General features: G+C 71.7%; 9 protein-coding genes. 5 read left to right on the top strand and 4 right to left on the bottom strand.

Annotated elements, in window-relative coordinates; genetic code table 11:
- The first annotated feature begins 22 nt into the window (after window positions 1–22).
- Complete coding sequence (locus MRB58_RS07800) at window positions 23–670, top strand: LysE family translocator (protein WP_244781163.1); 648 nt, start codon at window positions 23–25, stop codon at window positions 668–670.
- A 3-nt stretch (window positions 671–673) separates the two neighbouring features.
- On the opposite strand, the gene pbpC is transcribed toward MRB58_RS07800, so the two are convergent.
- Both pbpC and MRB58_RS07790 read right to left on the bottom strand, forming a co-directional pair.
- Window positions 674–2,638: a penicillin-binding protein 1C gene (pbpC, locus tag MRB58_RS07795; RefSeq protein ID WP_371747283.1), complete on the bottom strand. Its 1,965-nt coding sequence runs from the start codon at window positions 2,636–2,638 to the stop codon at window positions 674–676.
- Between the two features lie 122 nt (window positions 2,639–2,760).
- Window positions 2,761–8,142: an alpha-2-macroglobulin family protein gene (locus MRB58_RS07790; protein ID WP_244781162.1), complete on the bottom strand. Its 5,382-nt coding sequence runs from the start codon at window positions 8,140–8,142 to the stop codon at window positions 2,761–2,763.
- Window positions 8,143–8,272: 130 nt separating this feature from the next.
- Between MRB58_RS07790 and MRB58_RS07785 the strand changes: the two genes are divergently transcribed.
- A complete protein-coding gene (locus tag MRB58_RS07785; protein WP_244781161.1) occupies window positions 8,273–9,058 on the top strand; it encodes a potassium channel family protein in 786 nt (261 codons plus the stop codon).
- Between the two features lies 1 nt (window position 9,059).
- Here the strand turns inward: MRB58_RS07785 and MRB58_RS07780 are convergent, their stop codons facing one another.
- Together MRB58_RS07780 and MRB58_RS07775 are read right to left on the bottom strand one after the other, a co-directional pair.
- Window positions 9,060–9,500, bottom strand: coding sequence for a L,D-transpeptidase (locus MRB58_RS07780; protein WP_244781160.1), 441 nt, complete (start codon window positions 9,498–9,500; stop codon window positions 9,060–9,062).
- A gap of 263 nt (window positions 9,501–9,763) precedes the next feature.
- Window positions 9,764–10,405: a TlpA disulfide reductase family protein gene (locus MRB58_RS07775; protein WP_244781159.1), complete on the bottom strand. Its 642-nt coding sequence runs from the start codon at window positions 10,403–10,405 to the stop codon at window positions 9,764–9,766.
- Between the two features lie 38 nt (window positions 10,406–10,443).
- Between MRB58_RS07775 and argH the strand changes: the two genes are divergently transcribed.
- From argH to lysA, 3 genes are read left to right on the top strand one after another with little or no spacing between them, the layout of a single operon-like run.
- A complete protein-coding gene (gene argH, locus MRB58_RS07770; protein WP_244781158.1) occupies window positions 10,444–11,856 on the top strand; it encodes an argininosuccinate lyase in 1,413 nt (470 codons plus the stop codon).
- Entirely contained in the window at window positions 11,853–12,035 is a 183-nt protein-coding gene (locus tag MRB58_RS07765) for a hypothetical protein (RefSeq protein WP_244781157.1), read from the top strand. The genes argH and MRB58_RS07765 overlap by 4 nt, the downstream gene beginning before the upstream one ends.
- Window positions 12,035–13,336, top strand: a complete 1,302-nt coding sequence (lysA, locus tag MRB58_RS07760; protein WP_244781156.1) for a diaminopimelate decarboxylase — start codon at window positions 12,035–12,037, stop codon at window positions 13,334–13,336. The genes MRB58_RS07765 and lysA overlap by 1 nt, the downstream gene beginning before the upstream one ends.
- Window positions 13,337–13,360 lie beyond the last annotated feature (24 nt).

Genomic DNA, 13,360 nt, shown 5'->3' with positions numbered 1-13,360 from the left:
CGACACGACCATGGACGCCGCGATGACGCTCGAAACCCTGCTCCTCTTCGCCGTGACGGAGTTCCTTCTGTGCCTGTCGCCGGGCCCGGCGGTGCTGGCGGTGGTGATGCTCACCTTGCGCGGCGGCGCGCGGCCCGGCCTCGCCGCCTCGGCCGGCGTCGTGGCGGCCACGGCGGTCTACTTCGCGCTCTCGGCGCTGGGGCTGGGGGCGATCATCGTCGCCAGCGCCACACTCTTCACGCTCGTGAAGTGGCTCGGCGCGGCCTATCTCGTGGTGCTGGGCATCGGCGCGGTGCTGCCGCTGGCGCGCCGGCTGTGGCGCGGGGGCGGGGCGGACGCGGCGGCGAACACGCCGGTGGTGCGACAGCGCATCCGCGCCGGCGACGGGTTCCGCCGCGGCTTCGCGGTGCAGCTCTCCAGCCCCAAGACGATGATGTTCTTCATCGCCCTCTTCCCGCAGTTCATCTCGCCCGAGGCCGCCGTCGCGCCGCAGTTCGTCGCCATGGGGCTCGTCTCGGCGTCGATCGAGATGCCGGTGCTGGCCGCCTACGTGCTGGCCACCACCGCCTCCGCCCGCTTCATGCGCGAGCGGGTGGCGCTGTGGCTCGACGCGGCGGGCGGTGCGGTCCTCGTCGCCCTCGGCGCCGCGCTCGCCACCCAGCGCCGCTGAGCCTCACTCCACCCGGAACGACACGCGCTCGGAGGCCCCGCCCGCCGTCACGACGGTCAGCGTGTGGGCGCCGGCCTGTACCTCGATCTCGGCCGTACGGCGGCCGGGGCGCACATCCAGCGGGCGCCCGTCGAGGAGCCACGCGTCGACCCGCTCGCCCAGGACGCGCGCCATCAGCGGCTGCCGCGCTCCGCCGGGCATGCCGAGCGCCACGGTGGCGCCGGCGGGCGGGAAGGCGATGGCGAGATCGGACGCCTGCGCCGCGCCGCGTCCGCGCGGCAGGAAGCGTTGCAGCGGCGGCGGCAGCTCGGCGGTGGGGGTCTGCGCCGGGCGCGGCGGCCGCGGCGCGATGCCGATGCGGGCGAACGCGTCGAACAGGAGCGGTGCGGCGTCCGTCCAGCCGGTCAGCTCGGCGACCGGGGTGCCGTCCGGCCGGCCGATCCACACCGCGACGACGTGGCGCGCGTCGTAGCCGACCGCCCAGGCGTCGCGGTAGCCGTACGAGGTGCCTGTTTTGTAGGCAATGAGGCCGGCGCGCGCGTTCTGCGGCGGCTTCATCCCGGCCAGGATGGCGTCGACCGCGGCGGCGGCGCGCCGCTCCAGCAGGCGATGGGGCACCGGGGGCGGCGCGCCGTGGGCATAAAGCGGCAGCGGGTGCCCGTCGCGGGCGAGCGCGGTGTAGAGCGAGGCGAGGTCGACGAGCCGGGTGCCGAAGCCGCCGAGGCCGATCGCCAGCGTCGCGGACGCCGACTGCGGCAGCGCCACCGTCGCCCCGGCTTCCTGCAGGCGCACCGCGAGGCGGACCGCCCCCAGCGCGTCGAGCAGCATCACCGCGGGGACGTTGAGCGAGCGCTTCAGCGCCTCGGTGGCGGTGACGAGGCCGTGAAACGTGTCGTCGAAGTTGTCCGGCTCGTAACCGCCGAAGGTGGACGGGGTGTCCTTCAGGAGCGTGTTGGCGGCGATCAGGCCCGCCTCGATCGCCATGCCGTAGATGAACGGCTTCAGCGTCGATCCGGGCGAGCGCACGGCGTGCACCATGTCGACATGGCCGGCGCGGCGCGGGTCCAGGAAGCGTGCGGAGCCGACGCTGGCGCGGATTTCGCCGGTGGCGATCTCGGCGACGAGGATCGCGGCGGAGACGTCCGGACCGACGAGGTCGACCCGCTCGCCCGCCAGCGCCTCCAGCCGCGCCTGCCACTCGGCGTCGAGCGTGGTCTCGATCCTCTTGGCGGTCGGGTCGGCGGCGACGAGGTCGCGGGCGAGGTGCGGGGCGAGGCGCGGCACCGGGCGGCGGCGCGTCGGCACCGGCTCGCGCTTCGCCTCGGCCGCGTCGCGGGCGGAGATGACGCCGCGCGCCTGGAGCCTGTCGAGCACTCGGCCACGGGCGGCCTGCGCCGCCTCGGGGTGGCGGTCGGGCCGGCGCGCCTCGGGCGACTGTGGCAGCGCCACGAGCAGCGCCGCCTGCGCCAGCGTCAGCCGCGCCGGCTCACGGCCGAAGTAGGCGAGGGCGGCGGCGCGCACCCCCTCGATGTTGCCGCCGTAGGGCGCCTGGTTGAGGTAGATGGTGAGGATCTCATCCTTGGAGAGCCGCCGCTCGACCTGCAACGCGGTCACCGCTTCGCTGAGCTTGCGCCATGGCGTGCGGCGGCGCGCGTCGGTCATTAGGCGCACGGTCTGCATCGTCAGCGTCGACGCGCCGGACACGATCGCGCCCGACACCACCGCCTGCCCTGCCGCGCGCACGATCGCCCGCGGGTCGACGCCGTTGTGGTCGTAGAAGCGCTGGTCCTCGTAGGCGACGAGGAGGTCGACGAAACGGGGGTCCACCTCGTCCACCGTCACCGGCAGGCGCCAGCGGCCGCCGTCGTCGGTGAAGGCGCGGAGGAGCGTGCCGTGGCGGTCGACGACGATGGCCGAAGGCGTCGCGCGGGTGATCTGCGGCGCAAAGGCGCGGTCGAGCGCCGGCAGCGCCGCCGCGCCGGCCGCGACGACGAGGGCGACCCCCGCGAAGGCGCCGACCCACAGCCGCGAGGGCGCGACGGGGCGGCGCCGCCGCGGTGCGGCGCCGGGGGGCGAGGCGGTCGGCTCGCTCAGCGGGTCGGCACCACGGAGAGGAAGCCCGCCTCGGTGCGGGCGACGAAGCCCGGCTGATACATCGCGCTGACCTCGCTCGCCGGCAGGGTGAACGTCCCCGGCGTCACCGCTCGGACCATGTACGACACGGTGATCGGCCGGCCGACGCCACCGCGCGACAGGTCCCACGCCGCGGCGAACCGGTCGTCGCGGAACTCGGTATGCTCGGGCGCCTGGCCGCCGGAGGCCATCGGGATCGCGGCGAGGTCGGACGCGCCGACCAGCCGCGGGTTCTCGATCTCGAAGCCCGCCGGGAGGAGGTCGGTCAGCATCACCTGCATCGCGTCCTCGACCGTCTTGGAGAAGGTCACCGTCACCACGAGGCGGGTGTTCTGCGCGACGCTCGCGACGTCGACCGCCTCGCCCTCCAGCGTCTTGAAGGTCCGCTCCACCGTGAGGCCGGCGGACACCGGCGGCTGCGGCGCCAGAGGCGAGCCCGTCACCGTGGTGGCGACGGCGATCGGCTTGTCCTCGTGGTTGGCGAGGGTGAGGCCGGCGTCGAGTTCTTCGCGCGTGACGCCGCGGCTGAACGGCGCTTCGGTGGCGACGCCGCCGACCGACACCTCGCGTCCCGTCTCGGAGAGGGCGTTGGCGCTGAGGAGCAGCCAGGCGGCCTCCTGCGTGGAGTACGACCGGTCGACCCCGCTGCGCAGCGCGTCGAGCTTGCCCTCCAGCGTGTCCAGCACCGGGGTCGCGACGCGCGACTCGGCGGCGAGCGCCACGATGGCGGCCGCGTCGCGCACCGGCGTGCCGTAGTCGGCCCGGTAGACGCGCGGTTCGCTCAGGTTTGCTGCGACGGCGGTGGAGAACAGCCGCTCGGCGAGGCTCCCGTCGCCGCTCAGCGCCAGGCTGGCGGCGAGCTGGGCGCGGGCGAGCGGGGCGGGGAAGTCGTCCAGCCGCTCCTCGGCGAAGTAGCGCACGTCGCCGATGGCGGCGCGGCCGTTGCGGGCCAGCACGTAGGTCGCATAGGCGATGTCGGTGCCGCGCTCGCCCTCGATGTCGCCCACGTAGGAGAGGACCGACTGCAAGCGGTCGAGGCCGGACTGGAAGGCGATGGCCGGCACCTCGTAGCCGGCCTCGCGGGCGCGGGTCAGGAAGTCCATCACGTAGGCGGTCAGCCACAAGTCGTAGCCCGGCCCCCAGAGGCCGAACCCGCCGGCGGACGACTGGTTGGCGAGCACCCGCGTGATCGCGCCGCGGATCCGCTCCGGCAGCTCGGTGTCGGGGTCGATGCCGAGCGCTGCGCCGACCTTGTTCACGTAGAGGAGCGGCAGCGCGCGGCTCACCGTCTGCTCGGCGCAGCCGTAGGGGAAGCGGTCGAGCATCCGAAGGAGGCCGACGGTGTCGAGGTTGGCGTTGCCGACCGCGAGCGTCACCGAGGCGTCGTTGTCGAACGGGCGCAGGATGTCCGATTCCAGGGTGTAGGTGTCGCCGGGATTGAGGACCAGGAGCCGCCGCTCGCGCACCTCGGCGGCCGCGGGACGCACGGTGAGGACGTAGTCCTTGGTGATCGAGAGGCCGTCCGGTCCGTCGAGCCGGGCGATGATCGCCGCCTCGCCGACGCCCGTCGCCGAGACCGGGATCTCCACCGCGGTGCGCTCGTCCTCGTCGAGGGTGAACGTGTCGCGCCCGCCGTCCAGCACCACCGGGCCGCCGGCCATGACGGCGAGGCTGTATTCACCCGCCGCATGGGCGACGTTGTGGAGGTCGAAGCGCATGCGCGTCGCGTCGCCCGGCGCCAGGAAGCGGGGGAGGGTGCCCGCGACCACCACCGGATCACGCACGATCATGTCGGCCGACGCGTTGCCGACCTTGGTGTCGGTCCACACGATCGCCATGAGCTTCAGCGTGCCGTTGAAGGACGGCAGCTCCAGGCTGGCGGTGGCGTTGCCCGAGGCGTCCGCCTCGATCACGCCGGTGAAGAGCGCGACCGGCTCCTCCGAGAGCGGCAGCGCTTCGCCGCCCGAGCCTGGCCCGTCGCCGCCGGAGCGCACGCGCCCGCGCATCGCGCCCGAGGCGTCGATCAGGTCGCCGTAGAGGTCACGCAGCTCCACCGCCAGGCGGCGCTGGCCGAGGAAGTGCCCGGCCGCGTCCGGCGGGGTGTAGCCGGTGATGTTGAGGATGCCGACGTCGACGGCGGCCAGCGTCAGATAGGCGGTCTCGCCGGGGTCGAGGTTGCCGATGGCGATCGGCACGTCGACCGTCTGGCGCGGCGTGGTGGTCGACGGCGCGTCGATGGCGACGTCCAGCCGGTGGGCCGCGGTGCCGACGGCCATGTGGGCGATGCCGACGGCACGCTGCGGCAGCGGCGGCGCGCCGGGCGTCGCCTCCACCGGGCGGAACAGCGTCACGCCGACGTAGGCGCCGGGCGCCCAGCCCTGCGCCACGGTGAGCGGCACCTCGGCCCCCTCGGCCGGGACGGCGACCGTCTGGTGATGGCGCACGCCGCCCGACAGGACGGTGACGAGCGCCTGACCGGCGTAGCGCGGCACGATCTTCAAGGTCGCGGTGTCGCCGACGGCGTAGCTCTCCCTGTCGAGGTGGACCTCCAGGATGTCGGGCGTGTCGGCGGCGGCATTGTCGCTCACCCAGCCGGCGTTGAAGGCGACCGAGCTGGCGATGTGCGGGTCGGCGGCGTCGACGACCTCCAGCCGGTAGCGGCCCCAGTCGACCGGGACGGAGACGGCGGCCGGCGTCTCCGTGCCGATCTCGACCGTGCCGCCGGCGATCTCCTCCAGCCGCTCGGTACTGTCGTAGAACCAGCGGCCGTCGCGGCGGTACCACTGGAAGTTCCGGGTGATGCGGGTCAGCGTCCATTCCGCCGCGCCGCCGATGCGGGCGCGGGCCGGGTCGAGGGCGATCACGTCGAACCCGGCGCGCGTCCCCTCGGCGACCTGACCGTCGTCGAACTTCGGCTTGATGCCGATGAGCGGGCGGTCGGTCGCGACCGGCACGGTCAGCGCGTCCGACACCTGCCGCCCGCCCGGCTCGCGCACGGAGACGACGACGCGCGCTTCGAGCGTCGCCGAGATGTCCTCGAGGTCGGGGATCGGTACGGTGAGGGCGGCGGACCCGTCGGCCCCGGTGCGCGGGACGTCGAAGAGCGGGGTTCGGGTCGGCGTGAACGGCTCCTGCATGAGGCCGAAGCGGTAGCCCTCGAACCCGGCGAGGCTCGCCGCCGGGCGCACGATGAGCGAACCCTCGACGATGAGGTCGGCCGCCGGTGCGCCGTAGAGGAAATCGGCCTGCACGGCGGCGTCGATGGCGCCGCCGGCGACCGCCTCGGTCGCCTCGGTGGTGACGTCGACCTCGATCCGCTGGGGCACGTAGTCCTCGACGAGGAATGTCGTTGTGCCGACGGCGGGGCCCTTGGGGTCGATATGGGCCGAGACGGTCCAGGTGCCGGTGGCGGCGTTGGTGGTGAGCGGCATGTCGAGCGCGAGGCCGCCGGCGTCGTCCGCCCGCGCCGTCAGGGTGCGCGAGACGACGCCGTCGGGCCGCTCCAGCCGCACGGTGACGGGGAGCGCCAGCGCGCGGGCGGTGTCGTCGCGCACCAGCGTCGTGAGGTGCACCGTCTCGCCGCCGCGGTAGACGCCGCGCTCGGTGGCGAGGAAGGCGTCGACCGGGCCGGGGGCGGTGCGGCCGGCGACGCCGCGGTCGGTCAGCTCGAACGCGCCGCCGACGAGGGAGAGGAAGGCGTAGTCGTCGCCCACGCGGGCCGTCACCAGCGCGGGGGCCCGGCTGCCCGAGGTGGACGCCGAGGACACCAGCTTGGCGTGGCCCTCGGCGTCGGTCGTCGCGGTGGCGAGCACCTCGTCGTTGCGGGCGAGCAGCGCCACCTCGACGCCCGCCAGCGCATCGGCGCCATGCAGCGAACGGGTGAAAACGTCGACCGTGCCGCCGGCCGAGAAGGTGGACAGGCCGAGGTCGGAGACCACGAACCACTGCGTCGCGAACCGGTCCGAGCGGTCGGCGAGTTCGGCCGGGATGGCGGTCATGACGTAGACGCCGGGCTCCGTCCGCTCGATCACGTCGGCGAGGGGGATCAGCGTGCGCACGTCCTCGTTGGGCGTCGCCTCGACCGAGACCGTTCCCTCCCAGGCGAGGGCGCCACGCTCCTCGGCGATCTCCTCGACCTCGTAGGGGTAGAGCGCGCGCTTGAATTCGTCGCGCCGCACCACGTCGGCGATGTTGCGGTCGTTCACGCGGTAGAGCTTCAGCTCCAGCTCGTCGGAGTTGACCGAGGTGACGGGGATACCCTCGGCGCCCGCGGGCAGCACGTAGCGGTTGGTCTCGAACCTGGCCATCGGCGAGCGGTCGCGCACGTAGGCGCGGAACTCGGCCGGCGCCTGCAGCGTCTCGCCGACGGTGGAGGGAACGCCCGCGCGCACGCTGACGACATAGCGCTCGCCGTGAGCCAGCCCCTCGACGCACAGCTGCCGGGTCTCGACCGAGAGGGTCGGGTCGGTCACGCCGTCGAGCGTGACGAAGCGTTGCAGGTCCGTCGCGTCGCCCACCAGCGGCTCGGAGAACTGCACGCACAGGCGCGGCGAGGTGGTGTCGCTGTCGACCTCGTAGTCGAGGACGCGGAAGCCGTGCTGCGAGCGCAACGTCGCCAGCCGGTCGCGCTCGGCGGCGTCGAGGTTGAGCGCGACGCTGGCGGCCGACGCCTCGATCGCCGGGCGGAAGAGCCCTTGGGTCTCCATCACGCGCGAAATCAGCGCCAGGGCCCGGCCCTGCTGCGGCGGCGAGATCGCCGCCTCGAGGCCGAGATAGGCCGCGGCGCCGGCGAGCTGGATGGCGTCCTGCTGGTCCGAATAGTCCTCGAACTCGGTGCTGCGCAGGGTCTCGGCGAGGGCGAGATAGTCGTTCGAGCGCTGCCGGTCGGCGGCCTGGGCGAGCGCGGGGGTGATGACGCCGACCGTGCGGTCGAGCCGGCGCACGGCGGAGAGCTGCGCCTCCAGGCGGGTGGCGTCCGCCTCCAGCGCGGCGGGGAGGTAGGCGATGTCGGGCAGTGGCAGGGCGGGGCCGCCGTCCTCGGTGACGCGGATCACGCCCGAGGTCGCGCCCGGATAACCGACGCGCTCGCCGACCGCCGACTTGAGGAAACACCAGCGGGCGCGCTCATTGTACGTGAACGCGGCGCAGGTGGCGTCGCCGAGGCAGGCCTCTTCGCATTGCGCCAGCGGGACCGAGCGGAGCGTGCGGTAGTCCGCCCCCGGGAGGTCGAAGTCGCTGAGACGCTCCAGGGAGCGCTCCGCGCGGGCGGTGCCCGCACCGAGCAGCACGGCGGCGAGCGCGGCCGCGGTGAGCCAGGCGCGCGTGAACCTATTTTGCATCGTTCCCTCCCCCTCGTTGCACCATTTCTAGCCGCTTTCGGGGGCCGGTGGAACGCGAGGCGTGTTCAACGCATAGTGAGAGAAAGGGAGTGATCGTATGGGAGAAGGGCTGGCCACAGGCCTCCCGGAGATGAAGCATTCGCGTTGGGCACGTTTTCTGCAGACGCTTCGCGAACTCTACTTCGGCTTCTCGTCCGCCTCCCGCCGCTTCCGCCTGACGATGCTGACGTTCGACGTGGTGACGATCAGCTATTTCGTCGTCACCACGGTGACCGGCACGGCGGACTGGTTCCCCTATGTCGACGTCGCGATCGGTGTGGTTTTGACCCTCGACCTCGCCGCGCGCACGCTAGCGATGCGCCGCTCGCTGCTGCAGCTGCGCAGCGTGATGTTCTACGTCGACCTCCTGGTGATCATCGCACTGTTCGGCTCGCTGGTGGCGCAGGACCTGGCGCTGGCGCGCGTCCTGCGGCTGCTGCGCGTGCTGCGATCCTACCGTCTGGTGGTCGACCTGCGGCGCGATTCGCAGTGGTTCCGCCGGCATGAAGAGCTCGTCGAAGCCGCGCTCAACCTCACCGTCTTCCTCTTCATCACGACGTCGCTGGTGTTCGTCATCGAGCGTCCGGTCAACGACCAGATCAACACATTCGTCGATGCATTATATTACACGATCGCCACGCTGACGACGACCGGCTTCGGCGACATCACCGTGAGCGACACCTGGGGGCGGGTCCTGACCATCGTCATCATGGTGTTCGGCGTCGGCCTGTTCCTGCGTCTGGTGCAGACGATCTTCCGCCCCAACAAGGTCGCCTACGAATGCCCGACCTGCGGGCTCGCCAAGCACGACCTCGACGCGGTGCACTGCAAGCACTGCGGCGAGGTGGTCAACATCCCGACCGAGGGGGCGGTGTAGCTCAGTAGCGGATGCGGATGCGGGTGTTGCCGGGGCCGTGCTGCTGCACGAGATTGTACAGGGTCTTGGCGTTGCTGGGGTGCAGGCGCACGCAGCCGTGCGAGGCCGGGCGGCCGAGGTTCTTCACGTAGCCGGTGCCATGGATGGCGTAGCCGCCGCGGAAGAAGATCGAGTTCGGCATCGGCGACCCGTCGTACTTGCGCGAGTAATATTTGCGATACATCCGCGTCGGGCGATAGGTGCCCGTCGGCGTCCGGTAGCCCTTGCGGCCGGACGAAATCGCCCAAGTATAGGCGTGGCTCTTGCCGACCGACACGTACATCCGCTGCTGGCTGAGGTCGATCGTCGCCGTGACACGCGCCGCCTGCGCGGTGGAGGCCGTGGCGATCATGCCGCTGAGGACGAGAGCGGCGGCGAACACTCCGGTAAACACCTGACGCATGAGACAGCTCCGCAAATTCAAGAAATTGATATTTGCAAGCGTCCCGGATGTGGTCGGCGTGATCAATCCAAAAGGCGTCGAAGACTTACACATTTTTGGCATCTTGTTGCGAAGATGCACCGTTCGGGAGTGTCGTTAACCAAGCCGGCTGTTATGCTTTGGGAATATTTGACGGAGGCAAGTCAAATACGGGCCGTCCGCGGTCACGAGCCCGTGAGCCGGCGACGGCTCGCCGGGCGGCGCCGCGATGCGGGCGGACGCGGTCAGTGCGCGGCGACCGCGGCGTCGACGAGGGCCTTGGCGTCCGCGCCGTCCCACGGTGCGGCGCCGGCCAGCACGCCAGCGACGCAGGCGTCCGGACCGAGGAGCAGCGTGGTCGGCATCCCCTCGGTCAGCCCGGCGCTGCGCAGCGAGTTGAAGAGCGTCAGCGTCGGCTCGCGATGGTAGGCGAGGGCGGTGGCGCCGGTCTCCTCGAGGAAGGCTTCGGGCCGGTTGGCGTCGCGGTCGTCGATCGAGGTTGCGATCACGGCGAAGTCGTCGCTCCCCTTCGCCTCTTGCAGGGCGGCGAGCGAGGGCATCTCCGCCCGGCATGGCGCGCACCATGTGGCCCACAGGTTCAACAGCGTCACGCGGCCCTTCAACTCGCCGATGGTGCGGGCGTTTTCGCCGCTGCCGTCGAACGGCAGAGTGGACACGTCGGCCGGTGTGACGGGCCGGAAGGCGGCGACCTGGCCGCGGGCATAGGGGGCGACCGCCTCGGCGATGGCGCGGGTGGCCTGGCATTGCGGCCCGCGGACGAGGTCACTAAAGAGGGTCGGACGGGCGGTGATGACCACCGTCGCCACGAAGATCGCCACGGCGCCGAGCGCGGCCCCACCGTAAGAAAGCCATCGATGCCGCGACACGCAGTCGTCCTTTCGCTCAAGCCCCGTTGGAGGCACCCATGAACCGCCCCGTGACCCCCTCCGGCAACGCCCTCTGGGGTGGCCGCTTCGAGGCGGGACCCGGCGCCATCATGGAAGAGATCAACGCCTCGATCGACGTCGACAAGGCTCTGGCGACCCAGGATATCGCCGGTTCTCTGGCACATGTGGCGATGCTGGCGGAAACCGGCATCGTGTCGCACGCGGACGCGGCGGCGATCTCCGCCGGGCTGCACCAGATCGCCGGCGAGATCGCGGGCGGGACGTTCCCCTTCTCCCGCGCCCTCGAAGACATTCACATGAACATCGAGGCGCGGCTGAAGGAGATCGTCGGCGATGCCGCCGGCCGCCTGCACACCGCCCGCTCGCGCAACGACCAGGTCGCGACCGACTTCAAGCTCTGGGTCCGCGACGCGCTCGACGCGCTGGACGCAGAACTCCTCGACCTCGGCCGGGCGTTCGTGGAGCGCGCCGAGGAGCACGCCGAGACGGTGATGCCCGGCTTCACGCACCTGCAGTCCGCCCAGCCGATCACGTTCGGCCACCACATGCTGGCCTACGTCGAGATGATCGCGCGGGACCGCGGCCGGCTCGCCGACGCGCGCCGGCGGATGAACACGTCTCCGCTGGGCGCCGCCGCCCTCGCCGGCACCGCCTTCCCGATCGACCGTGAGATGACCGCCCGCCAGCTCGGTTTCGACGGGCCGACCCGCAACTCGCTGGACAGCGTGTCCGCGCGCGACTTCGCGCTGGAGGCGCTGGCCGCCGCCTCGATCTGCGCGGTCAACCTTTCGCGCTTCGCCGAGGAGGTCGTCTTCTGGTGCTCGGCGCCGTTCTCCTTCATCCGCCTGTCGGACGCCTATACGACCGGCTCGTCGATCATGCCGCAGAAGAAGAATCCGGACGCGGCGGAGCTGGTGCGCGCCAAGGTCGGCCGCATCGTCGGCGCCTTGAACACGTTGCTCATCGTCATGAAGGGCGTGCCGCTGACCTATTCGAAGGACATGCAGGAGGACAAGCCGCCGCTGTTCGACGCGATGCCGGCGCTCTCGCTGTGCGTGCGCGCCACGGCCGGCATGGTCCGTGACCTGACACCGAACGTCGACGCGATGCGCGCGCTCGCCTCAAAGGGGCACACCACCGCGACCGACCTTGCCGACTGGCTGGTGCGCGAGGTCGGGCTCCCCTTCCGCGAGGCGCACCATATCACCGGGGCCGCGGTCCTGGCGGCGGACAAGGCCGGCAAGGAACTCGCCGAGCTGAGCCTTGAGGAGTTGCGGTTCGTCGACCCGCGCATCACCGCCGACGCGCTGGAGGTGCTCTCGGTCGACAAGTCGGTGGCCAGCCGCACCTCGCTCGGCGGCACCGCCCCGTCGCGGGTGCGCGAAGAGGCCGCCCGCTGGCGGGCCGTGTTGTGGCCGGAGGGAGCATGAAGGCAGCGCTCGTCATCGTGATCGCCGGCGCACTGGCGCTCGGCGCCTGCGGGCGCCGCGGGTCGGGAGAAATCCCGGAATCCGCGCAGGGCCTGCCGACCGTCGAGCGCTTCCCGAGCGATCCGAACAGCACGAAAGTGCCGGATCGCAGCTTCATCCTCGATCCGATATTGCAGTAATGCATCATTTCGCCGACCGCGCCGGAACCCTCTACGCCGAAGACGTGTCCCTGGCCGCCATCGCCGAGGCGGTGGGTACGCCCTGCTACGTCTACTCGTCCGCCACGCTGACGCGGCACTACCGCGTCTTCGCGGACGCCCTCAAGGAAGCGGGCGTGCCCACGCTGGTGTGCTACGCCATGAAGGCGAACTCGAACCAGGCGGTGCTGTCGCTCCTCGGCCGCCTCGGCGCAGGGATGGACGTCGTCTCCGGTGGCGAGCTGATGCGCGCACTGGCGGCCGGCATCCCGGGCGAACGGATCGTGTTCTCCGGCGTCGGCAAGACGGACGCGGAGATCGCCGCCGCCCTCGACGCGGGCATCCTTTGCTTCAACGCCGAGTCCGAGAGCGAGCTGCACCGCCTCTCGGCCATCGCGACCGAGAAGGGGGTCCGCGCCCCGGTCTCGCTGCGGATCAACCCGGACGTCGACGCCAAGACCCACGCGAAGATCGCGACGGGCGCCTCGGAGACCAAGTTCGGCATGCCGGCGTCGCGTGCCCGCGCGATCTACGCCGAGGCGGCGGCGTTGCCGGGCCTGCGCGTGTGCGGCGTCGACATGCACATCGGCTCGCAGATCACCGCGCTCGAGCCGTTCGACCGGACCTTCATGGTGATGGGCGACCTCCTGGAAATCCTGCGCGCCGATGGTCACAAGATCGACCATATCGACCTCGGCGGCGGGCTCGGGGTTCCCTATGATCCCGCCTTGCCGGACCCGCCTCTGCCGCTGGACTACGCGGCGCTGGTGGCGCGCCACGCCAACCGGTTCGGCTGCCGCGTCGTCCTGGAGCCGGGCCGCATGATCGCCGCCAACGCCGGGATCCTGCTCACTCGCGTCGTCCACACCAAGGAGGGCGAGGCCAAGGCCTTCGTCGTGGCGGATGCCGCGATGAACGACCTCATACGGCCGACGCTCTATGATGCGCACCATGAGATCCTCCCTGTCCTGCCGCGCGAGGGCGCTCGCCGCCGCGTCGACGTCGTGGGGCCGGTGTGTGAGACGGGAGACTACCTCGCCTTGGGGCGCGAAATGGCGCCGGTGGAGCGGGGCGATCTCCTCGCCGTGATGAGCGCGGGGGCCTACGGTGCCGTGCAGTCCTCCACCTATAATACGCGTACATGGGTGCCGGAGGTGCTGGTCTCCGGCGATCGCTTCGCCGTGGTACGCCGGCCGATGACGCCGGCCGAGCAGATCGCCCGCGACACCGTCCCCGACTGGCTGGCGGACGCCGCGGCGCCGGATTTCGATAGCACGTCCTAGCGTCGCACGCAAAGGTTGCATTCG

Source organism: Acuticoccus sp. I52.16.1 (genome assembly GCF_022865125.1).
Lineage (GTDB): Bacteria > Pseudomonadota > Alphaproteobacteria > Rhizobiales > Amorphaceae > Acuticoccus.
The sequence above is the reverse complement of the archived record's forward strand: the minus strand, read 5'-3'. Positions and strand labels throughout refer to the sequence as shown.

Excerpts from the sequence above, each read along its gene's own strand:
- MRB58_RS07800 (WP_244781163.1), top strand. The coding sequence starts at position 23 with ATGACGCTCGAAACCCTGCTCCTCTTCGCCGTGACGGAGTTCCTTCTG.
- MRB58_RS07790 (WP_244781162.1), bottom strand. The coding sequence starts at position 8,142 with ATGCAAAATAGGTTCACGCGCGCCTGGCTCACCGCGGCCGCGCTCGCC.
- MRB58_RS07785 (WP_244781161.1), top strand. The coding sequence starts at position 8,273 with ATGAAGCATTCGCGTTGGGCACGTTTTCTGCAGACGCTTCGCGAACTC.
- MRB58_RS07780 (WP_244781160.1), bottom strand. The coding sequence starts at position 9,500 with ATGCGTCAGGTGTTTACCGGAGTGTTCGCCGCCGCTCTCGTCCTCAGC.
- argH (WP_244781158.1), top strand. The coding sequence starts at position 10,444 with ATGAACCGCCCCGTGACCCCCTCCGGCAACGCCCTCTGGGGTGGCCGC.
- MRB58_RS07765 (WP_244781157.1), top strand. The coding sequence starts at position 11,853 with ATGAAGGCAGCGCTCGTCATCGTGATCGCCGGCGCACTGGCGCTCGGC.
- lysA (WP_244781156.1), top strand. The coding sequence starts at position 12,035 with ATGCATCATTTCGCCGACCGCGCCGGAACCCTCTACGCCGAAGACGTG.